General features: G+C 66.7%; 19 protein-coding genes and 2 tRNA genes. 17 read left to right on the forward strand and 4 right to left on the reverse strand.

The window, feature by feature from the left end:
- Positions 1–125: 125 nt before the first annotated feature.
- Both B3611_RS01850 and B3611_RS01855 read left to right on the forward strand, forming a co-directional pair.
- On the forward strand, positions 126–890 hold the full coding sequence (locus tag B3611_RS01850) for an ABC transporter ATP-binding protein (RefSeq protein ID WP_291313382.1): 765 nt from the start codon (positions 126–128) through the stop codon (positions 888–890).
- Positions 891–903: 13 nt separating this feature from the next.
- Positions 904–3447 (forward strand): ABC transporter permease, encoded by a 2544-nt coding sequence (locus B3611_RS01855; RefSeq protein WP_414646285.1) that lies wholly within the window; start codon positions 904–906, stop codon positions 3445–3447.
- A gap of 25 nt (positions 3448–3472) precedes the next feature.
- On the opposite strand, the gene B3611_RS01860 is transcribed toward B3611_RS01855, so the two are convergent.
- Both B3611_RS01860 and B3611_RS01865 read right to left on the reverse strand, forming a co-directional pair.
- Positions 3473–3835, reverse strand: coding sequence for a FluC/FEX family fluoride channel (locus B3611_RS01860; RefSeq protein ID WP_291313384.1), 363 nt, complete (start codon positions 3833–3835; stop codon positions 3473–3475).
- A complete protein-coding gene (locus B3611_RS01865) occupies positions 3832–4170 on the reverse strand; it encodes a CrcB family protein (RefSeq protein WP_291313385.1) in 339 nt (112 codons plus the stop codon). The genes B3611_RS01860 and B3611_RS01865 overlap by 4 nt, the downstream gene beginning before the upstream one ends.
- Positions 4171–4296: 126 nt before the next feature.
- Between B3611_RS01865 and pgm the strand changes: the two genes are divergently transcribed.
- The 7 genes from pgm (at position 4297) to B3611_RS01900 (ending at position 8937) form a co-directional block, all read left to right on the forward strand.
- Positions 4297–5955: a phosphoglucomutase (alpha-D-glucose-1,6-bisphosphate-dependent) gene (gene pgm, locus B3611_RS01870; protein ID WP_291313386.1), complete on the forward strand. Its 1659-nt coding sequence runs from the start codon at positions 4297–4299 to the stop codon at positions 5953–5955.
- An 82-nt stretch (positions 5956–6037) separates the two neighbouring features.
- Positions 6038–6535 (forward strand): MauE/DoxX family redox-associated membrane protein, encoded by a 498-nt coding sequence (locus B3611_RS01875; protein ID WP_291313387.1) that lies wholly within the window; start codon positions 6038–6040, stop codon positions 6533–6535.
- A 72-nt stretch (positions 6536–6607) separates the two neighbouring features.
- Positions 6608–7357, forward strand: coding sequence for a DsbA family protein (locus B3611_RS01880; RefSeq protein ID WP_291313388.1), 750 nt, complete (start codon positions 6608–6610; stop codon positions 7355–7357).
- A gap of 99 nt (positions 7358–7456) precedes the next feature.
- Positions 7457–7529: transfer RNA gene (locus tag B3611_RS01885), tRNA-Ala, on the forward strand.
- Between the two features lie 24 nt (positions 7530–7553).
- Positions 7554–7629: transfer RNA gene (locus B3611_RS01890), tRNA-Ala, on the forward strand.
- A 68-nt stretch (positions 7630–7697) separates the two neighbouring features.
- Positions 7698–8186, forward strand: a complete 489-nt coding sequence (locus B3611_RS01895) for a methylated-DNA--[protein]-cysteine S-methyltransferase (protein ID WP_291313389.1) — start codon at positions 7698–7700, stop codon at positions 8184–8186.
- Complete coding sequence (locus B3611_RS01900; protein ID WP_291313390.1) at positions 8179–8937, forward strand: fructosamine kinase family protein; 759 nt, start codon at positions 8179–8181, stop codon at positions 8935–8937. The genes B3611_RS01895 and B3611_RS01900 overlap by 8 nt, the downstream gene beginning before the upstream one ends.
- Here B3611_RS01900 and nadE read toward each other — a convergent pair.
- The gene (gene nadE, locus B3611_RS01905; protein WP_291313391.1) at positions 8934–9779 is read right to left on the reverse strand and encodes an ammonia-dependent NAD(+) synthetase; all 846 of its coding nucleotides are present in this window, start codon (positions 9777–9779) and stop codon (positions 8934–8936) included. The genes B3611_RS01900 and nadE overlap by 4 nt on opposite strands.
- 163 nt (positions 9780–9942) lie before the next feature.
- On the opposite strand from nadE, the gene ykgO reads away from it, so the two are divergent.
- The 8 genes from ykgO (at position 9943) to B3611_RS01945 (ending at position 18928) form a co-directional block, all read left to right on the forward strand.
- Positions 9943–10065 (forward strand): type B 50S ribosomal protein L36, encoded by a 123-nt coding sequence (gene ykgO / locus B3611_RS01910; RefSeq protein WP_012732041.1) that lies wholly within the window; start codon positions 9943–9945, stop codon positions 10063–10065.
- A 348-nt stretch (positions 10066–10413) separates the two neighbouring features.
- A complete protein-coding gene (gene nrdH, locus B3611_RS01915; protein WP_115685923.1) occupies positions 10414–10644 on the forward strand; it encodes a glutaredoxin-like protein NrdH in 231 nt (76 codons plus the stop codon).
- A 93-nt stretch (positions 10645–10737) separates the two neighbouring features.
- Positions 10738–11280: a class Ib ribonucleoside-diphosphate reductase assembly flavoprotein NrdI gene (nrdI, locus tag B3611_RS01920; RefSeq protein WP_291313392.1), complete on the forward strand. Its 543-nt coding sequence runs from the start codon at positions 10738–10740 to the stop codon at positions 11278–11280.
- 13 nt (positions 11281–11293) lie between these two features.
- On the forward strand, positions 11294–13468 hold the full coding sequence (gene nrdE / locus B3611_RS01925) for a class 1b ribonucleoside-diphosphate reductase subunit alpha (protein WP_291313393.1): 2175 nt from the start codon (positions 11294–11296) through the stop codon (positions 13466–13468).
- A gap of 165 nt (positions 13469–13633) precedes the next feature.
- On the forward strand, positions 13634–14626 hold the full coding sequence (gene nrdF, locus B3611_RS01930; protein WP_414646282.1) for a class 1b ribonucleoside-diphosphate reductase subunit beta: 993 nt from the start codon (positions 13634–13636) through the stop codon (positions 14624–14626).
- Positions 14627–14955: 329 nt separating this feature from the next.
- Positions 14956–16806 (forward strand): cytochrome c oxidase subunit I, encoded by a 1851-nt coding sequence (ctaD, locus tag B3611_RS01935; protein ID WP_291313395.1) that lies wholly within the window; start codon positions 14956–14958, stop codon positions 16804–16806.
- 146 nt (positions 16807–16952) lie between these two features.
- Positions 16953–18206, forward strand: a complete 1254-nt coding sequence (serB, locus tag B3611_RS01940; protein ID WP_291313396.1) for a phosphoserine phosphatase SerB — start codon at positions 16953–16955, stop codon at positions 18204–18206.
- On the forward strand, positions 18203–18928 hold the full coding sequence (locus B3611_RS01945; RefSeq protein ID WP_291313397.1) for an aminoacyl-tRNA hydrolase: 726 nt from the start codon (positions 18203–18205) through the stop codon (positions 18926–18928). The genes serB and B3611_RS01945 overlap by 4 nt, the downstream gene beginning before the upstream one ends.
- On the opposite strand, the gene B3611_RS01950 is transcribed toward B3611_RS01945, so the two are convergent.
- Positions 18925–20886: an ATP-dependent DNA helicase gene (locus tag B3611_RS01950; protein ID WP_291313398.1), complete on the reverse strand. Its 1962-nt coding sequence runs from the start codon at positions 20884–20886 to the stop codon at positions 18925–18927. The two genes, B3611_RS01945 and B3611_RS01950, sit on opposite strands and share 4 nt — an antisense overlap.
- Positions 20887–21174: the final 288 nt, after the last annotated feature.

A 21174-nucleotide genomic window follows, 5' to 3' on the forward strand; every position in this document is an offset into this window, starting at 1 on the left:
GAACACGGAGGGTGCGTTTTTTACGTTTTTATCCAGTCTTTATCCGCCCAGTGAATGCGGCTGGCCCCGGCAAGGTAGCGTGTATTGAGCATCTGTTTAATCGACACGGCCTGGGAGAAAAAAGTATGGGAAGTCACGCCTTGCGCGAGCCTGAGGAAGAGCAGCTCGAGCCCGCAGCGCGCGCCGTTGATCTCGTGAAGACGTACGGGGAGGGGGACACCAAGGTTGTCGCCTTGGACGGCGTCAACGTTGACTTCGCAGCTAACAGGTTCACCGCCATCATGGGTCCTTCCGGCTCCGGCAAATCGACCCTCATGCACTCCATGGCGGGGCTCGACTCTTTCACGTCCGGGTCTGCCTACATCGGCGGCACCGACCTCGCCGGCTTGAATGACAAGGCGCTCACCGCTCTGAGACGTGACCGGCTCGGTTTCATCTTCCAGTCCTTCAACCTGGTCCCGACGCTCACAGCGGCGGAGAACATAACGCTCCCGACGGACATCGCGGGGAAGAAGGTCGACGATGACTGGTTTGAGGAAGTCACCCGTCGTTTAGGGCTCGCGGACCGTCTGAAGCACCGGCCGAGCGAGCTCTCGGGTGGCCAGCAGCAACGGGTTGCGTGCGCCCGTGCCCTGGTGAGCCGTCCCGAGATTATCTTCGGCGACGAGCCCACCGGCAATCTCGACTCCAACGCCAGCGCCGAGGTGCTGAAAATCCTGCGCGATGCAGTGGACCATGACAACCAGACGGTCGTCATCGTCACCCACGACGCCCGCGCCGCATCCTACGCCGACCGTGTGATTTTTCTGCGCGACGGGCAAATCGTCGACGAGCTGTACGAACCGACGATGGAGGCCATCCTTCAGGTGATGTCCGGGATTGAGGGATAACGTGGCTTCAACCATGACGCGGGTGTCGCTGCGCAACATCGCCGCCCACAAGCTCCGCCTTGCCCTGACCGTTCTCGCGGTTGTTCTCGGCACCGCGTTCATCGCGGGTTCCCTCATGTTCACAAACATGCTCGGCAACACCTTCGACTCCGCGGTCAGCTCGCAGTTCCAGGATGTCGATGCCGTCGTGCAGACGGGGGAGGGCGGTGAGCCGATCACCCCGGAACTCGTCGAGACCCTTGAGGAGGATCCGCAGGTTGCCCGGGTCAATCAGGGCGGTTCGGCCACCGTCGTCGCGGCCACTGAGGACGAGACGGCCATTCAAACGGGCCAGGGAAGCGCCTCCACCCAGATTTATTACAGCCCCGACAAGTCGGTGAGCGAGGCGCCCTCCATCGTGGAGGGCCACGAGCCCAGCGCAGTCGGCGAGGCGATCCTGAACAAGAACGCCGCCGAGAAGTACGGCATCTCCCTGGACCAGAAGCTGATCGTGGTGGACCCGGCGGGACGGCACGACTACACGATCGTGGGTTTGTACGAAAACGAGCTGGCCCATGCCGCGTCCCTTTTGTTCCTGGTCACCCCGGAGATGTACAACGAGTTCTACACGGACGGCAGGACCATCCCGCAGCTCACCCTGACCGCGAAGGACGGGGTGTCCGCCGAGCAGCTTGTCGACGCCCTGCGCGCCGCCCACCCCGAGTACAAGGTCGACACCGGCGCCTCCCTCGCCGACGAGACCTCCAAGGCGATCAAGGAGGGCCTGAGCTTCGTCAGCTACTTCCTCATTGCCTTTGGGCTAGTCGGCCTCCTCGTGGGCACCTTCCTCATCGCCAACACGTTCTCCATGATCGTCGCCCAGCGCGCGAAGGAGTTCGCCCTCCTTCGCGCCCTGGGGTCCTCGCGGAGGCAGATCACCCGCTCCGTCACGGTGGAGGCGTTCATTGTCGGCCTCCTCGGGTCGCTCGCGGGCATCGTCGCCGGTGCCCTCCTCGTCGCCGCGATCAAGGCGGTCATGGGGGCAAACGGCATGGAGCTTCCCGACGGTGGGCTCGGGCTTTCCTTCAGGGCGGTCGCCGTACCCATCGTTGTCGGTGTCATTGTCACGATGTTCTCCGCGTGGGCGCCCGCCCGCCGCGCAGGGCGCGTTCGCCCCGTGGAAGCGATGCGTTCCAGCGAGTCCTCCACCCCGCAGCCCCTGCGCGGGCGCACCATCGCCGGTGCGATCCTCATCGCGGCGGGTATCGCGTGCGCCGTCGCCGGGATGCAGTGGGATGACGGGAGCACGTCACGCCGCGCCATCCTCGTGGGCGTGGCGGCGGTGGCCGTCATCGCCGGTCTCTTCCTCGCTGGCCCGGCGCTCAGCCTGCCCATCGTTCCCCCGCTGGGGAGGGTCATCGGCGCGCCCTTCGGGACCGTAGGAAAGCTGGCGTCCACCAACACCCGGCGCAACCCCCGCCGGACCAGCGCAACGGCGTTCGCCCTCATGCTCGGCATTGCTCTGGTGACGGTGATCGGGATGCTCGGTGCGACCATGAAGCAGTCTGTGGAGAAGGTCTCGGACAACGAGGTCACGGCGAACTACGTCCTCTCCGGCCCCTCGATGGGCGCGTTCCCCGTGCCCGCCGACGTCCCGGCGAAGGTGAAGGACACCAAGGGCGTGAAAGAGGTTGTAGCCTACAGCGAGGCCCCGATCACCGTCGACGGCGAGTACGCCTACAAGATGGGCCCGGTGGGCACGACGCCGGTCTTCGCGGGTGACCCCGCGGACCTGACGACCCTGACGATGGTGGAGGGTGAATCCTCCGTGGATGGGGACAAGATCATCGCGCCACGCGACTACGCTGAGAGCCGCGGCTGGCACGTGGGGGACAAGGTGACCATCGCCGCCCCGGGGATCTCCCAGGACACCGCCGAAGCGACACTGGGGGGCATTTTCGACCACTCCAACGTGATAAATGGAGTCGCGGTCGGCCACGACACCGCCGTGAAGGTCGTTCCGGAGAACACCCTGCAAATTCAGATGGCGGGTGTGAACGGCGACGGGTCCGTCTCCTCCGAGGAGCTGCGCAAGAACCTCGAGGACAGCGTGAAGTCGAACATCATCGTCCAGGTGCGTTCCACCGAGGACATGCGCGGCGAGGTCAGCGGAATGATCGACCAGATGCTCTTCATCCTCTACGCGCTCCTATCGCTGGCGGTGGTGATTGCCGTCCTCGGCATCATCAACACGCTGACCCTGTCGGTGATCGAACGCCGGCAGGAGATCGGCATGCTGCGTGCCGTCGGTACGCAGCGCGGGCAGATCCGCACGATGATCATCCTCGAATCGGTGCAGATGGCGGTTTTCGGAGCCCTGGCGGGCATCGCGATGGGGCTGGGCCTGGGGTGGGCCTTCCTCAAGGTCCTCAGCGGCCAGGGCCTGGACAACATCGAGATCCCGTGGCAGCTGATCGGAATCATGCTCGGCGGCTCCATCGTGGTCGGCGTGCTGGCGGCTCTCTGGCCCGCACAGCGGGCGACGGCGACTCCGCCTCTCGACGCCATCGCGGACTAGCCGGACGAAGCGGCCGGCGGGTGCCTCAGCCGAACACCCGCCGGCCGTAGCTCATGCCGACATAGGCGGCAACCACAGTCACCGCGGCGGTAATCAGCGCGGAGCCGGCCGCCTGCCGCCAGCGCCGGGCCTGGAGGTGCTGGCCGAGCTCCCTGGCCAGCGTGGACCACGTGGACAGGGCGCCCGCGAAGCCCGCACCCGCTGCGAGCGGCCACATTCCGGGCATGGCCAGCGAGAACCCGAGCACCGCGGAACCAACGACGTTCGCGGCCCACGTACCCGGGTGGCGGGTTCCGCTGTTCAGGTGGCTCAGCGCCCAGCGGCACACCCCGCCAACGAATCCCCCAGCAGCCACGGCGGCCAGGGTGAACACAGCGGCCGCGCTCACGCCCGCCCCCGCGCGGCGGATCGGGCTGCGTCGCCGGCGAACCACGCCCCGAGGCACGTCACCAGGCTGACTCCGAGGGTGGCGGCCGCACCGGCCGGGGTGGACTGCGCCGCGGCGAGGGAGACTGCCGAGAGCGTCGAAAAGCCTCCCAGCACCCCGGTACCCCAGAACCTGCCCGGCGCGAACGCGCCCATGGCGAAGCATGCGAGCGCGTTTACCACGGCGGTCAGCACGTGAACCTCGATGCCCGCGAGGGGAGCACCGAGGAACACCAGGTAGCGGGCGGAGGCGCCGAGGGAGGCGCCCAGGCCGACGAGGACGGGGTCTTTCCACACGGGAATCAACCCTAGACCCGGTCTGGCGCACGGCGCGTCGCGCCCCGGGCGGATTTCCGTGGCGGAAACGCCCCGGGGCGGGGAAGATGGGGGAGTAGACCGACAAGAACCACGAAGGAGCTACCCATGGCCCACGAACGCGCAGGCCAGCCTGCCCGCCCCGAAGACCTCATCGACGTCGCCGAGGTGGTCACCGCCTACTACACCCGAGACATCGACCCGCACGACCCGGCGCAGCAGGTGGTCTTCGGCACCTCCGGCCACCGCGGGTCCTCGCTCGACAACGCCTTCAACCAGCAGCACATCTGGGCCACCACCCAGGCGATCGTGGATTACCGGCGGGAGAACAGCATCGGCGGGCCCGTCTACATCGGGCGGGACACCCACGCGCTTTCGGAGCCCGCGATGGTGTCGGCGCTCGAGGTGCTCATCGGCAACGGGATCACGGTGCTGGTCGACGCCGCCGGGCGCTACACGCCGACCCCGGCCGTCTCCCACGCGATCCTGCGGCACAACGCCGCCCTCGCCGGAGGGGTGACGGGCAGCGCCCCGGAGCGGGCCGACGGAATCGTGGTCACGCCCTCCCACAACCCGCCGCGCGACGGCGGCTTCAAGTACAACCCGCCCAGCGGCGGGCCGGCGGATGCCGACGCGACGGACTGGATCGCCGAGCGGGCCAACCGCTACATCGCGAGTGGTCTGAAGGGCGTGCAGAGGACGTCGGTAAGCGGGGTGCTCGATGAGCGGGCGGAGAAGTTCGACTTCATGGGCTCGTATGTCGCGGATCTTCCCAACGTGGTCGACATCGGGGCCATCCGCTCCTCCGGCATCCGCGTCGGTGCTGACCCGATGGGCGGGGCGAGCGTGGACTACTGGGGCGCGATCGCCGATGCCCACGGGCTGGACCTCACGGTGGTCAACCCCGAGGTGGACGCGACCTGGCGGTTCATGACCCTCGACACCGACGGCAAGATTCGGATGGACTGCTCCTCGCCGAACTCCATGGCCTCGCTGGTGCACAACCGGGACAAGTACGACATCTCCACCGGTAACGACGCGGACGCGGACCGCCACGGCATCGTCACCCCGGATGCCGGACTGATGAACCCGAACCACTACCTCGCCGTCGCGATCGACTACCTGTTCTCGCACCGGACCGGCTGGGCCGATTCCACCGCGGTGGGCAAGACGCTCGTGTCCTCCTCCATGATCGACCGCGTGGTTTCCTCCCTCGGCCGCGAACTCGTCGAGGTGCCGGTGGGCTTCAAATGGTTCGTGCCCGGGCTCATCGACGGCACCATCGGCTTCGGCGGGGAAGAGTCCGCCGGCGCCTCCTTCCTGCGCACCGACGGAACCGTCTGGTCCACCGATAAGGACGGCCTGATCATGGATCTGCTGGCCGCCGAGATCACCGCCGTCACGGGTCAGACTCCCTCCCAGCGCTACGCCGAACTGGCGGAAAAGTTCGGTGCGCCCGCCTACGCACGTACCGACGCCCCCGCCACCCGCGAGCAGAAGGCGGTGCTGAAGAAGCTCTCGGCGGACCAGGTCAGCGCCACCGAGCTGGCGGGGGAGACGATCACCGCCAAGCTCACCGAGGCGCCCGGCAACGGCGCGGCCATCGGCGGGTTGAAGGTTGTCACCGAGAACGCGTGGTTCGCCGCCCGGCCCTCCGGCACCGAGGACAAGTACAAGATCTACGCCGAGTCCTTCCTCGGTGAGGACCACCTGCACAAGGTGCAGTCGGAGGCGCAGGAGCTCGTCTCCGGCGTGCTCGGGGAGTAAACCCGCAGGCGATAGTGAGGCAGACCCCAGCCCGGTGCGGTTCTCCCCCGCGCCGGGCTGGACTATCGTCTGGTAGGTGACGATGAAACGAAACGCTACGACTCGGGCCGCCTCGCCCGCCGCCCGCGCGGACGGCACGCGCGAAGTGGTGCTGGACGTCCTCTCCGCGGCGGCCCGCTTCTTCATGGCCTACATCTGGATCTCCGCCGGGATCTCCAAGATCGGCGTGCACATGGATGTCTCGCGGACCATCGCCGCCTACGAAATCTTCACCCCCGAGTGGTCGGACATGCTGGCCAACATCATCGGCCCGCTGGAGATCGCGGGCGGCCTGCTCCTGTTGCTCGGAATCAAACTGCGCCCCGCGGGGTGGGTGTCGATCGGGGTGCTGGCGCTTTTCATCATCGGCCTGACATCGGCGTGGGCCCGGGGACTCGGAATCGACTGCGGCTGCTTCAATCCCGGGCAGGAGGCTTCGGCGACGAACCTTCTGCGCACGATCGGCCGGGACGTCTTCTACGTCGCCATCACCCTGTTCATGATTTACCGCCCGTTTAAGAAATTCGCGCTCTACCCATAAAATCTGTTCATCCCGGTTTCCACCGCGGGAGGACACCCGCACGGAACACACCCAGAGAAAAGGTGCAGAAACGTGACCACACGCAAGGTGCAGAACCCCAACGCCAAGGGCGGCTCCGGATTCATCTTGGCGCTGCTGGCCATCATCGCCATCGCGGCCATCGTGATCGGCCTGGTCGTCTACAACGGCCGGACCCAGCGCAGCGAAGCCATCGCGGAAAAGATGATCCCGGTGGAGAAGCTCAAGGTGGATTACAACGAGGGTGACCCCTACTTCACGCTCTCCTCCACCGAGGGCGGGGACAACGCGCCGTCGGCGAGCCTCTTCGAGGACTTCTCCTGCTCGCACTGCGCGGATCTGGCGAAGAAGACCGACCAGGAGATGCTGGACAAGATCCAGTCCGGTGACATCTCCGTCAAGCTGCACCCGATGACCTTCCTCGACGGGCAGGGCGACAAGTACCAGCAGGGCCACTCCACCCGCGCCCTCGCCGCCGAGATCGCGCTGGTGGACCACCAGGACATTCCGGCGATGTGGAACCTGCGCACCATGCTCTTCGAGAAGCAGCAGAGCGTCTACAACAAGCTCGACAACAACGGCCTGGCAGACCAAGCCCGCGATTTCGGCGCGAGCAAGGAGGCCGTCCAGGACATCCGGGACGGCAAGTACCTGCCCGTTGCCGAGAAGATGGGCAAGGAGAACCTCGACTACCAGACCGAGAAGACCGGCGAGGCCTACTCCCCGCGCGTGATGCGCGATGACAAGGACCTCATCGAGGGCGGCGGGGACCTTTCCGGCTGGATGGACCAGCTGACCAAGTAGGTCGCGTTCACACCCGCACCGCCCGTGGAGGCGATTTGGTCGCGCCTGCGGGCGGTGTGTATATTTATCGGAGTTGCGGGGCCCCGCGGGGCCCACAACGGGGCTATGGCGCAGCTGGTAGCGCACCACACTGGCAGTGTGGGGGTCAGGGGTTCGAATCCCCTTAGCTCCACTCGCACAACTACATACCAATCACGGGGCTATGGCGCAGCTGGTAGCGCACCACACTGGCAGTGTGGGGGTCAGGGGTTCGAATCCCCTTAGCTCCACCATCACGGGCGGTAGGTCGACCTTCGGGTCGGTCCGCCGCCTTTTTTCGCGCCCGCCTACACTCGGCCGCATGGAGAGTTACACATGGTGCGAACTCGACTCGCCCGTCGGCAAACTCCTGGCCGTGAGATCCGACCGGGGCCTGGTGCGGGTGGTCTTCGAGCGCGAGGGCTTCGCGGAGGAGCTTGCCAAGCTGAGCGGGGAGCAACGCGAAGCCCTCGACGCCGAAGCGGCCGCGCAGTTCGCCGGGTACTTCGCCGGCGCGCGCAAGGAGTTCACCCTGCCGCTCGATTGGAGCCTCACCGGGGGATTCCGGGAAGAGGTTCAGCGCGCGATGCTGGGCATCCCCTACGGGTCTACCGTCTCCTACGGGGAGCTCGCGCGGCACCTGGGCCACCCGGGCGCCAACCGGGCCGTGGGCACCGGTTGCGCCCGGAACCCGCTGCCCATCGTTGTTCCCTGCCACCGCGTCACCCGTTCCGGCGGTGCCCCGGGCAACTACCTGGCCGGGCCCGACGTGAAGAAACACCTGCTCAACCTGGAGGCGGCACATGCCTGAGACGTTCACGAAGAAGGGCAGCGCGCCTCAGGCGGCTGCCGCCGAGGCCGCCTACCTGCGGTGGCTGCGCGAGGGCAGCGAGGCGGTGGTGGAGGTCTATTCACTTGACGACGCCTCCAACACCCTCACCATCGAGCGGGTGGACACCACCCGCCCCACGCCCGGGGCGGCCAGGCGCGCCGGCCGGGAGCTCGCGGCGATCCACCGGATGGGCGCGCGTGCCTTCGGCGCGCCGGCCGACGGGTGGGACGGGCCGAACTTCATCGGCCGTGCCCGGCAGGAGTGCACGCCCACCGCGCGGTGGGCCGACTTCTACGTCCACCAGAGGGTGCTCCCCTTCGCGGAAAAGGCCCGGGAGGCGGGGAACCTCGGAGGCGCGGAGTGGGACGTCGTCAAGCGGGCGTGTGACGCCCTCCTCGCCGAGGATGAGGATGCCCCGCTGGCGCGCATCCACGGCGACCTGTGGTCCGGAAACCTGCTCTTCTCAGCTGAGGGCCCGCGGTTCATCGACCCGGCAGCGCACGGCGGCCACCCCCTGACGGATATCGCGATGCTGGAGCTGTTCGGTGCCCCGCACCTCCGGTCCATCGTGGAGGGATACGGGGAAGTAGGTGATCTCGGGCAGGGCTGGGAGCGGCGGATCCCCATCCACCAGCTGCACCCGCTCGCGGTGCACGCCTACACGCACGGGCCGTCCTACGGTTCTGCGCTCGCCCGCGCCGCGGAGGAGTCGCTGGAGGCCGTGGGTTAACGCCACCAGGTGTCGTTCGGGCCCGGGGGCAGGTGGCGCTTGTGCTCGCCCACCCGCCACAGGTGCTCGAGGCGGTCGCGCTCGGCGGGTTGGATCGCCCGGCCCTCGAGGTAGTCGTCGATGGCGCCGTAAGGGAGGCCGAGGGCGGTCTCGTCAGGAAGCGAGGGGCGGTTGTCCTCCAGGTCGGCGGTGGGGACCTTCTCCCACAGGCGGCGTTCCGCGCCCAGGTGGGCGAGCAGCGCCGCACCCTGGCGCTTGTCCAGACCGGCGAGGGGCAGGAGGTCAGCGGCGCCGTCGCCGAACTTGGTGAAGAACCCGGTGACGTTCTCTGCCGCGTGATCGGTGCCGATGACCAGCATGCCCCGCTCGCCCGCGATGGCGTACTGCGCGATCATGCGCATCCGCGCCTTCACGTTGCCCTTGTTGAAGTCACCCAGCGACTCCGTCCCGAGGGCACGGGAGACCTGCTCGGACAGCGCGGCGGTTGCCGGGGCGATGTCCACGGTGACGCGCTCGTCGGGGGCGATGAACTCCAGCGCGGCCTGCGCGTCCTCCTCGTCGGCCTGGACGCCGTGAGGCAGGCGGACCGCGATGAACGCCGCCTCGGCCCCCTCCGCGCGCCGCTTCTCCACGGCCAGCTGGGCCAGCCGGCCCGCCAGCGTGGAGTCCTGCCCGCCGGAGATGCCCAGGACGAACCCGTGCGCCCCGGAGTGTGCCAGGTAGTCCGCGAGGAAGGTTACGCGCCTGTCGATCTCGGCCTTCACGTCGATGGCGGGGGCCACGCCGAGAGCGCCGATGATGTGCTGCTGCAGGTCTTCGCTGTTGGTCGACATGGCTGCCATCGTAGCGCGGGGCGGGTGCGCGCCAACCGGGGTGAGTTCCGGGCAGGTTTTGAACGGGGCCCTTTATCAGGTAATATGAACCGCCGTGTCGCGACCCGGCCGGTTTCCGCGCCGGGGTCGGGTCGCCGTAAGAGATCAAACCCCACTAAGAAAGGAGCGCCCGATGAAGGTCCGCAAGTCGCTTCGGTCGCTGAAGAACAAGCCGGGCGCTCAGGTTGTGCGCCGCCACGGCAAGGTTTTCGTGATCAACAAGAAGGATCCGCGCTTCAAGGCCCGCCAGGGTTAGTCGCGTCCGGGCCGGTTCCGCCGGCCCGCCAGCACCCCGTCTCTCCCACCCGGAGGACGGGGTGTTCCGCATTTCCCTGGCATTCGCTGGCCCCTCTGAAGGGGCCGGGACGGTGGCGCCGGCCACGTTTTCCCGCGTTCCCTCCGGGCCGCGGGGAAGCGAGTGGTTATAGCGAACTACATGTGGGTGATTACGCTGGGTCATCCTGGGAATATCACCGCTGTAACTACTACATGTAGTATCAGTTGCCTAAATTGCCCACAAAGTATAGTGTTTACTGGTGTCGCCCCGGGAGGGAACGGGGGCCGCGAAAGAACACCCACGTCGGAGAGAAAGAGCCAACAGGTTATGTCCATCACCGTTTACACCAAGCCCGCCTGCGTCCAGTGCACCGCCACCAAGAAGGCCCTGGATAAGGCCGGACTCGAGTACAACCTCGTGGACATCTCCGTCGACGACGAGGCCCGTGACTATGTCATGGCCCTCGGCTACCTCCAGGCGCCCGTTGTCGAGGTCGACGGCGAGCACTGGTCCGGCTTCCGCCCCGACCGCATCCGCGGCCTCCAGGCCGCCGCCTAGGTCTGGCTCCCTACGCAACGGGTGCGCCCGCCGCACCCGAACCATCCCCAGCCGTCGCATCGCCGGCGGCTTTTTCAGTGAGGCACTACGTCGATGCTCATCGTGTACTTCTCATCCGCCACCGGAAACACGAGGCGGTTCGTGGAAAAGGTCGGCCTGCCCGCTCAGCGGATTCCGCTCCGCCGGGGTGAGGGGGAGCTCCGCGTGGAGGAGCCCTACGTCCTCATCTGTCCCACCTACGGCGGGGGAGCGTCCATCTCGCACCAGAACACCCGGCCCGTGCCCGCCCAGGTGATCCGGTTCCTCAACGACGAGCACAACCGCGGCCTGCTGCGGGGGGTCATCGCCGCCGGCAACTCCAACTTCGGCACGGACTTCTGTCGGGCCGGTGAAGTAATATCGGCCAAGTGCAACGTGCCCTACCTCTACCGCTTCGAGCTCATGGGGGCGGAGGGGGATGCCAGCCACGTCCGTGAGCAGCTCATCGCCCACGCCGGCCGGCTGGGCCTGTCCCCGCTGGCCGCGGAGGACGTCGAAAAGCTCGAGCAGCTCGACAACGAGGTCGAGCACGAAAGCGCCGACCGCCTCGCGCGGCTGCGTGACAAATACAGCAACAAATACAGCAGATCAGCATAGGAGCGTTTTGCCAGTGAGCACCCCCACCACCGAGAAGCGCGGCAGGAACGTCCCGGAACCCGCGAACCAGGCCGACCAGCTCGATTACCACGCGCTCAACGCACTGTTGAACCTGTACGACGAGCACGGTGAGATCCAGTTTGACAAGGACCGCGAGGCCGCGAACCAGTACTTCCTGCAGCACGTCAACCAGAACACCGTCTACTTCCACGACCTGGAAGAGAAGATGAAGTACCTGGTGGACAACAAGTACTACGAGCCGCACGTGCTGGACAGGTACGACTGGGACTTTGTCAAGGAAACCTTCAAGCGCGCCTACGCCTTCAAATTCCGCTTCCGGTCCTTCCTCGGTGCGTACAAGTACTACACCTCCTACACGCTGAAGACCTTCGACGGCCGCCGCTACCTCGAGCGTTTCGAGGACCGCGTCGCCATGACCGCCCTCTTCCTCGCCGACGGCAACGAGGATGTCGCGAGCGCGCTTGTCGACGAAATCATGACGGGCCGGTTCCAGCCGGCGACGCCGACCTTCCTCAACGCCGGAAAGGCCCAGCGCGGCGAGCTGGTGTCCTGCTTCCTGCTGCGCATCGAGGACAACATGGAGTCGATCGGCCGCGCCATCAACTCCTCGCTGCAGCTGTCCAAGCGCGGCGGCGGCGTGGCCCTGCTGCTGTCCAACATCCGCGAATCGGGCGCCCCCATCAAGCACATCGAGAACCAGTCCTCCGGCGTCATCCCCGTGATGAAGCTTCTCGAGGACTCCTTCTCCTACGCCAACCAGCTCGGTGCGCGCCAGGGCGCCGGCGCGGTATACCTCAACGCCCACCACCCCGACATCCTCAGCTTCCTGGACACGAAGCGGGAAAACGCGGACGAGAAGATCCGCATCAAGACGCTCTCCCTCGGTGTGGTCATCCCGGACATCACCTTCGAGCTGGCCAAGCGCAACGACGACATGTACCTCTTCTCGCCCTACGACGTCGAGCGCATCTACGGCCTGCCGTTCAGCGACATCTCCGTCACTGAAAAGTACGACGAGATGGTTGAGGATCCGCGCATCCGCAAGACAAAGATCAACGCGCGGCAGTTCTTCCAGACCATCGCCGAGATCCAGTTCGAGTCGGGCTACCCCTACATCATGTTCGAGGACACGGCGAACAGGGCGAACCCCGTCAAGACCGGCCGGATCAACATGTCCAACCTCTGCTCGGAGATCCTCCAGGTCAACTCGCCCTCCGTGCTCAACGAGGACCTGACCTACGCCGAGATCGGCCACGACATCTCCTGCAACCTCGGCTCGCTCAACATCGCGATGACGATGGACTCCGACAACTTCTCCCGCACCGTCGAGACGGCCATTCGCGGCCTGACCGCCGTGGCGGACAAGACCTCCATCGACTCCGTTCCCCCGGTCCGCGAGGGCAACGACGCCTCGCACGCCATCGGCCTGGGCCAGATGAACCTGCACGGCTTCCTCGGCCGCGAGCACATCGAGTACGGCTCCGAGGAGGGGCTGGACTTCACCAACGCCTACTTCGCCGCCGTCATGTACGAGGCCATCAGGGCCTCCCACAAGATCGCCGTGGAAAAGGGGACGGCCTTCGCGGACTTCGACAAGTCCGAGTACGCCAGCGGCGCATTCTTCGACCGCTACGATCCCGCGGATTTCCAGCCGAAGACGGAGAAGGTCAAGGCGCTCTTCGCCAACTCCTCCGCCGCGGTTCCGACAGCCGAGGAATGGGCGCAGCTCAAGGCGGACGTCGCCCGGGACGGCATCTACAACCGCTACCTGCAGGCGGTCCCCCCGACCGGTTCAATCTCCTACATCAACAACTCGACCTCGTCGATCCACCCGATCGCCTCGAAGATCGAGATCCGCAAGGAAGGCAAGATCGGCCGCGTCTACTACCCGGCGCCGCACATGAACAACGAGAACATCTCGTACTTCAAGGACGCCTACGAGATCGGCTACGAAAAGATCATCGACACCTACGCCGTGGCCACCAAGTACGTGGATCAAGGCCTGTCGCTCACGCTCTTCTTCAAGGACACCGTGACCACCCGCGATCTCAACCGCGCCCAGATCTACGCGTGGCGCAAGGGCATCAAGTCCCTCTACTACATCCGCCTGCGCCAGATGGCTCTCGAGGGCACCGAGGTTGAGGGCTGCGTGTCCTGCATGCTGTAGTGCCCCGCGGTGCCGCGCTTGACGCCGCCGGCCGCGTACCTCCACCACGGGGGCGCGCCGGCGGTGCAGCCGTTTTCGGGCGGGGCGGGGGAGGGGGCGTCGAGAAGCGAAGGGCGCACTCCCCGGGGGATAGACGAATTTTTGACGACGGATAGGATGGTTCGCGTGACCGACAACGATTATGACAAGTACCTCGACGAGCACCCCAGCTCGGTGAAGGCCATCAACTGGAACGACATTCCGGACGAGAAGGACCTCGAGGTCTGGGAACGGCTCACCGGCAACTTCTGGCTGCCGGAGAAGATCCCGGTGTCGAACGACATCCCCAGCTGGAAGACGCTGACGGAGGACGAGAAGCTCGCGACGATGCGCGTGTTCTCCAACCTCACACTCCTCGACACCCTGCAGAGCACCGTGGGCGCGGTCTCGCTGATCCCGGATTCGCGCACCATGCACGAGGAGGCCGTGTTCACCAACATCGCCTTCATGGAGTCGGTGCACGCGAAGAGCTACTCCAACATCTTCATGACGCTCGCGTCGACCCCGCAGATCAACGACGCCTTCCGCTGGACCGAGGAGAACGAGGAGGTGCAGCGCAAGGCAAAGATCGTCAAGAGCTACTACCGCGGCGGCGATCCCCTGAAGAAGAAGATCGCCTCGGTCATGCTGGAGTCCTTCCTTTTCTACTCCGGTTTCTACCTGCCGCTGAACTGGTCGGTGCACTCCAAGCTGACCAACACCGCTGACATCATCCGCCTCATCATCCGCGACGAGGCGGTCCACGGCTACTACATCGGCTACAAGTACCAGGTGGCGCTGCGCGACGAGCCGCAGGAGCGCAAGGACGAGCTGAAGGAATACACCTTCGACCTGCTCTACGACCTGTATGAAAACGAGATCCAGTACACCGAGGACATCTATGACCCGCTCGGCTGGTCCGAGGATGTGAAGCGCTTCCTGCGCTACAACGCCAACAAGGCGCTGAACAACCTCGGTTACGAGGGCCTCTTCCCGGCGGATGAGTCGCGTGTCTCGCCGGCCATCCTCGCGTCGCTGTCGCCGAACGCCGACGAGAACCACGACTTCTTCTCCGGATCGGGTTCGTCCTACGTCATCGGCAAGGCAGAGGAGACGCTGGACGACGACTGGGACTTCTGATCCCGGGGAGTTTCTTCGCGGCAGCTCGCCGAAGTGGGGGAGCCGCGCCGCGGCGGAACTAACCCAGTGGAGCCGGATCACCTCGAAAGGGGTAGTCCGGCTTTTGCCGTGTTGCCGGCACCCCGGGCCGTGGACTGGCACAACGCGGCGGCCCCCCACCAGCGCCCCCGGGGTCTAGTGTGATCGGTGTGGCAATTGCTTGTGCTCGCCTGTAATGGCTGGCAATTCCATGTACCGATCCCTTATGATGATTCGGTACCGGTTGTGGCACAAGTGACTTCTCTGACGGATTCAGTGAAGGGGCGAGTGCCGTAAGTCAGGAGGATCAAATGACCGCAGTGGCGCCAAGGCTGGACAGTTACGTCCCGCCAACACGTCCCGAGCCGACGGGCCACGCCCGTAAAGGCACCAAACTCTATTCCGTGCTGACGACGACTGACCACAAGACCCTGGGCATCTACTACATCATCATGTCCTTCGTCTGGTTCTTCGTCGGCGGCCTCATGGCACTTCTCATCCGTGCGGAGCTCTTCCACCCGGGTCTGCAGTTCCTGTCCAACGAGCAGTTCAACCAGCTCTTCACCCTGCACGGCACCGTGATGCTCCTCGCGTTCGGTACCCCTGTGGTGTGGGGCTTCGCCAACTTCATCCTGCCGCTGCAGATCGGCGCGCCGGATGTGTCCTTCCCCCGCCTGAACGCCTTCGGCTTCTGGATCACCCAGGTGGGCGTCCTTGCGATGCTCGCGGGCTTCCTCACCCCGGGCGGCGCGGCGGACTTCGGCTGGACCATGTACATGCCGCTGGCTGACGCGACGCACACCCCGTCCGTCTCCGCGAACCTGTGGATCGTCGGCGTCGGTGCCACCGGTGTCGGCACCGTGGCCTCCGCCATCAACATGATCACCACCGTGCTCACCCTGCGTGCGCCGGGCCTGACCATGTTCCGCATGCCGGTGTTCACCTGGACCGTCTTCGTCACCTCGATCATCGCCCTGATGATCTTCCCGCTGCTGCTCTCCGCGGCGATGGGTGTTCTGTACGACCGCCTGCTGGGCGGCCACATCTACGACACCGCCAACGGCGGTGCCATCCTGTGGCAGCACCTCTTCTGGTTCTTCGGCCACCCCGAGGTCTACGTGCTCGCGTTGCCGTTCTTCGGCATGATCTCGGAGATCATCCCGGTGTTCTCCCGCAAGCCGATCTTCGGTTACATCGGCCTCGTCTTCGCGACTCTCGCCATCGCCGGCCTGTCCATGGCCGTGTGGGCGCACCACATGTTCGCCACCGGCGCTGTCCTGCTGCCCTTCTTCTCCTTCATGACGTTCCTCATCTCCGTTCCGACGGGCGTGAAGTTCTTCAACTGGGTCGGCACCATGTGGAACGGCCACATCACCTTCGAGACCCCGATGCTCTGGGCGATGGGCTTCCTGTTCACCTTCCTCTTCGGCGGCCTCACCGGCATCATGCTGGCCTCCCCGCCGCTGGATTTCCACCTGCACGACTCCTACTTCGTCGTCGCGCACTTCCACTACACCCTCTTCGGCACCGTGGTTTTCTCCGCGATCGCCGGCGTGTACTTCTGGTTCCCGAAGATGACCGGCCGCATGCTCGACGAGCGCCTGGGCAAGATCCACTTCTGGTTCACCTTCATCGGCTTCAACATGACCTTCCTGGTCCAGCACTGGCTGGGCAACATGGGCATGCCGCGCCGCTACGCCGATTACCTCGACAGCGACGGCTTCACCCTCCTGAACCAGGTCTCCACCATCGGCGCCCTCATCCTGGGCATCGGTATGCTGCCGTTCATTTGGAACGTGTTCAAGTCCTGGCGCTACGGTGAGATCGTCACCGTCGACGATCCGTGGGGCTACGGCAACTCCCTCGAGTGGGCGACCTCCTGCCCGCCGCCGCGCCACAACTTCACCTCCCTGCCGCGCATCCGCTCCGAGCGCCCCGCGTTCGAGCTGCACTACCCGCACATGGTGGAGCGCCTCCGCCGCGAGGCCCACACCGGCCACAGCTCCGACACCCCGGCCACCTGGAAGGGCGACTCGCACGAGTTCGACGATTCCGGCGACCAGGCCGAGTCCCGCCGCAACGCGCGCGAGCTTGGCGGCCAGGAATCCGCATCCACGACCACCATGGTCAAGGAGCGTACCGAGTACCGCCAGAAGGACTAGAAGCTTCATCCGGGACCGGGCCTAGATAGCCCAGCCCCCTGATCCTCCTGACGAAGGAACCCCCCCACCGCAACGGTGGGGGGTTCCTTGCGCGTGGAGTAACATAACTGCCCGTTAAGCGCGCCACGGACGAAAGGACCCCCGCGATGGCTGTCTTCGAGGTCGAGCTCCAGGAGGGGCTGAAACACGCGGTAGTATCCACCACCGGCCCCGACCGTCCCGGCGTATCCGCGGCCTTTTTCAAGGTGCTCGCCAACCACGGGGTGCAGCTTCTCGACGTCTCACAGGTGGACTTCCGGGGTCGCCTCATGCTCGCTGCCTTCGTGGGGATGGACCCCCTGGCGCTGACGGATGTGGAACGCGAGCTGCGCGCGGGCCTGTGGGAGTACGGGCAGCGCGTCACCATCGAGACAGGGGCCGAGGTGCAGTCCGTCTCCCGCCCGCGTTCGACGCACGTTCTCGTCGCCCTGGGCAACCCTGTCACGGCCGACCAGGTCTCCCGCCTGGGCCAGGCTCTGGCCGGTTACGGGGCGAACATCGACCGTATCCGCGGCATCTCCAATTACCCCGTGACGGGACTCGAGTTCCGCGTGACGCTTCCCGACTACAGCCCCGGCGACGGGCGGGAGATCCGCAAGACTCTGGCGGAACTCTCGGCGGAAATGGGTGTCGACCTGGCCATCGAGCATGCCGGGCTGCACCGCCGGGCCAAACGCCTCGTCTGCTTCGACTGCGACTCCACGCTCATCACCGGTGAGGTGATCGAGATGCTGGCAGCCCACGCGGGAAGGGAGGCCGAGGTCGCGGCCGTCACCGAGCGTGCGATGCGCGGCGAGCTCGACTTCGAGCAGTCCCTCCGCGAGCGCGTCGCCACCTTGGAGGGCCTCGAGGCCTCCGTCATTGACGAGGTCGCCGCCAGCATTGAATTGACCCCGGGTGCGAGGACCACCATCCGCACCCTGAATTCCCTGGGATACCGCACCGCGGTGGTCTCGGGCGGGTTCATCCAGGTTCTCGAGGGCCTTGCGGAGGAGCTGGAGCTGGACTACGTGCGCGCCAACACCTTGGAGATCGCCGACGGGAGGTTGACGGGCCGCGTGGTGGGCAAGATCGTCGACAGGCGGGCCAAGGCGGAATTCCTCGGGGAATTCGCGGCGGACTCGGGGCTGGCGATGAGCCAGACGGTGGCGGTCGGTGACGGAGCGAACGACATCGACATGCTCTCCGCCGCCGGCCTCGGCATCGCCTTCAACGCCAAGCCGGCGCTGAAGGAGATCGCGGACGCCTCCGTGAACCACCCCTTCCTGGATTCCGTGCTGTACATGCTTGGCATTCCCCGCGAGGAGATCGATTCCGCCGACGAGGTAAACGGCCAGGGGCACAGGGTGGCGCTGGCGTGACGGATGCGCTGGCCAGCGCGCACGCGCTTCTGGCCGACCGGCTCGCCGACGGCGGCAGCGGAGGCGAGGACCCGGCCGACCCGTCGGCGGTTCAGGCGATGCAGATGGCGCTGAACATCCCCCGGGACAACCCGCCGGAGCGCCTCGAGTTGCTGGGTGACGCCGCGAGGGCCGTCGTCAAGCTGTGCCTCGACCCCCGCGCCGCCGAGGACGGGCCGTGGAGCGACGCGCTCGACCGGTGGTACTCGCACCGCATCCGCAAGGTCGCCCGCCGAGCCCGCAACAAGGCGTGGCTCGATGTCCAGGGGCTTCCGGGTGTGACGGAGTCGAGCGTGCGCGCGTTCGTTCCCTCCGCGGTGGGGGACGTGCCGCGGGAGATCCGCAAGCTCCAGGTCAGGGGCACCGAGGTGGAGCATAGCGGCCCCGCGCCGCTTATCGACGCCACCTGGCCCACCCTCCACATCAACGCGGGGCTGGGGATGTCCGCGGGCAAGGCCGCGGCCCAAGTGGGACACGCCTCGATGCTCCTGGCGGCGGCGCTTCCGCTTGAGTGGGTCAGGGTGTGGGCCGCTGGGGGCTACGGGGTGAACGTCCGCGAGGTCCCGGCGGGGGAGTTCGAGCGCCTCGCCGCCGTGCCGGGCGCGGTGGCCGTGCGCGACGCCGGTTTCACGGAGATCGCCCCGGGATCCCTGACCGTCGTGGCGGTGCGGGGGGCACCTTAACCCTGCGCGACGAGGCGCTTGAGCGCGCCGCGGACCACGGTGGGGTCGGTGGTCTCCCAGAAGGCGGGGAGTGACCTGCGCAGGAAGGAGCCGTAGCGTTTGGTGACCAGGCGATTGTCCAGGACCGCGACAACGCCCCTGTCGTTCACCGAGCGCAGGAGCCGACCTGCGCCCTGCGCCATGAGCAGCGCCGCGTGGGTCGCCGAGACCTCCATGAAACCGGAGCGCCCCGCGGCGTCGGCCGCCTTGGAGCGGGCCTGAAGCAGGGGGTCGTCTGGGCGGGGGAACGGGATCCTGTCAATGAGCACAAGGGACAGCGAGCGCCCCGGCACGTCGACGCCCTGCCAGAGGGTGAGGGTGCCGAAGAGGCAAACGTTTTCGCTGGCCGCGAATTTCTCCACGAGGGCACCTGTGGAGTCCTCCCCCTGGACGAGGATGTCGAAGGGGAGGCGCTTCTTCATCTCCTCGGCGGCCTGCTCCGCGGCGCGGCGCGACGAGAAGAGCCCCAGGGTGCGCCCGCCTGCTGCGGTGATGAGCTCCGCGATCTCATCAAGCGTTTCCGGGGCCAGGCCTTCGCGCCCCGGCGCGGGCAGGTGCCGGGCGGTGTAGAGGATGCCGGCGGCCCGCGGGTTGAACGGGGTGCCCGCGTCGAGGCTGTCCCACGTCTTGTCGGGCAGGCCCCACGCGGCGGCCATCGCGTTGAAGTTCCCGCCGATGGTGAGGGTGGCGGAGGTGAGGATGACGGTCTGCTCGGCGAAGAGACGCTCTCGCAGGAACCCGGAGACCGACAGAGGGGCAACGGCCACGGAGTCGCCGTTGCGCTCCGAGCGCGTCAGCCACACCACATCGGTGTGCTTGGACGGGTCATCCTCGTCGAAGACTCCGAGGATGCGCACGACGGCGTCGTGCAGGTCCTCGAGGTGGTTCTTCAGGTTTTCCCGCTCGGCGTAGGTCTCGGGCTGGTTGGCGGCCTCTCCCTCGGGGGCGCGGGCTATGGCCTCGCGGGTGCGCCACAGTGCGTCGCGCACGGCGATGAACGCCGCGCGGGCTGGCTGGGAAATGTTTTCCCAGCGGCCGGGCTCCTCCAGGTCGATGGCGGCGGTGAAGTCGTCGACGACGCCCTCGAGATCGCCCTTCTTCCCGCCGAGCTTGTCCGCGCGTCGCGACGCCAGCGTCAGCGCGCGGGCGGAAATTTCGCTGGTGGCCACGGAGGTGATGCGTCCGTCGAGCTCGTGGGCCTCGTCGATGACGGTGACGCTGTGCTCCGGGAGGATGTCGGCGTCGGAGAGGGCGTCGATGGCGAGGAGGGCGTGGTTGGTGACCACGATATCTACGTCGCGGGTGCGCTCGCGCGCAAGCTCGGCGAAACAGTCCTCGCCGTGCGGGCAGCGGTTCGCCCCCAGGCATTCGTTCGAGGTGACGGAAACCTGGCGCCAGGCGAGATCGGGCACACCGGGGTCGAGGTCGTCGCGGTCGCCTGTCCCCGTTTCCTGCGCCCACTCGTTGACCCGCTTGACGTGGCGCCCGAGCCAGGAGATGTCGTCCTCCTCGATCAGCGCCTCCGGGGTGGTCTCCGGCACGGAAAGCTTGTGCAGGCAGACGTAGTTGTTGCGGCCCTTCTGGATCGCGAAGGTCGGACGGCGTTCCAGGAGGGGCTCGAGGGCGTCGGCAAGCCGCGGGAGATCGCGCTCCACCAGCTGGCGCTGGAGCGCGATGGTGGCGGTGGAGACCACCACGCTAGAACCGGTGGCCTGCGCGTGGCGGATGGCGGGGACGAGGTAGGCGAGGGATTTACCCGTGCCCGTCCCAGCCTGCACGGCGAGGTGGCGCTCTGAGTCCATTGCCTTGGTCACGGCTTCCGCCATCGCCACCTGGCCCGGTCGCTCGGCACCGCCCAGGGCTTCGACGGCGGCCGAAAGGAGTTCGGTCGTGGACGGGCTCAGGGGTTGGTCACTCACGGGTGCCAAGTGTATGCGGTGGGGCGGGGAAAGCCGCAACGGAACGGGGACGCGGGGCTCCCGGGTCAGGGGGTGGCCGGGGCAGCTGGGTGCGATATCACGTTTCGGGCGGGGCCGCAGGGGGTGACCTGGGCGAACGCGGGGGCTCAAACCGCAAACCGTGATATCACGTTTCGGACGGTGCGGCGGTCGGCGACCTGGGCAAACGCGGGGGCCCAAACCGCAAACCGTGATATCACGCGCCGCCGCGACGGCCCGCCCCGCCACCCGGCAACGTCGGCCCGCCCC

Origin of the sequence: Corynebacterium sp. UBA2622 (assembly GCF_002339505.1) — a bacterium.
Lineage (GTDB): Bacteria > Actinomycetota > Actinomycetes > Mycobacteriales > Mycobacteriaceae > Corynebacterium.

Excerpts from the sequence above, each read along its gene's own strand:
- nrdH (WP_115685923.1), top strand. The coding sequence starts at position 10,414 with ATGTCCATCACCGTTTACACCAAGCCCGCCTGCGTCCAGTGCACCGCC.
- nrdI (WP_291313392.1), top strand. The coding sequence starts at position 10,738 with ATGCTCATCGTGTACTTCTCATCCGCCACCGGAAACACGAGGCGGTTC.
- B3611_RS01895 (WP_291313389.1), top strand. The coding sequence starts at position 7,698 with ATGGAGAGTTACACATGGTGCGAACTCGACTCGCCCGTCGGCAAACTC.
- pgm (WP_291313386.1), top strand. The coding sequence starts at position 4,297 with ATGGCCCACGAACGCGCAGGCCAGCCTGCCCGCCCCGAAGACCTCATC.
- B3611_RS01875 (WP_291313387.1), top strand. The coding sequence starts at position 6,038 with ATGAAACGAAACGCTACGACTCGGGCCGCCTCGCCCGCCGCCCGCGCG.
- B3611_RS01855 (WP_414646285.1), top strand. The coding sequence starts at position 904 with ATGACGCGGGTGTCGCTGCGCAACATCGCCGCCCACAAGCTCCGCCTT.
- ykgO (WP_012732041.1), top strand. The coding sequence starts at position 9,943 with ATGAAGGTCCGCAAGTCGCTTCGGTCGCTGAAGAACAAGCCGGGCGCT.
- ctaD (WP_291313395.1), top strand. The coding sequence starts at position 14,956 with ATGACCGCAGTGGCGCCAAGGCTGGACAGTTACGTCCCGCCAACACGT.
- nadE (WP_291313391.1), bottom strand. The coding sequence starts at position 9,779 with ATGGCAGCCATGTCGACCAACAGCGAAGACCTGCAGCAGCACATCATC.
- B3611_RS01900 (WP_291313390.1), top strand. The coding sequence starts at position 8,179 with ATGCCTGAGACGTTCACGAAGAAGGGCAGCGCGCCTCAGGCGGCTGCC.
- serB (WP_291313396.1), top strand. The coding sequence starts at position 16,953 with ATGGCTGTCTTCGAGGTCGAGCTCCAGGAGGGGCTGAAACACGCGGTA.
- B3611_RS01850 (WP_291313382.1), top strand. The coding sequence starts at position 126 with ATGGGAAGTCACGCCTTGCGCGAGCCTGAGGAAGAGCAGCTCGAGCCC.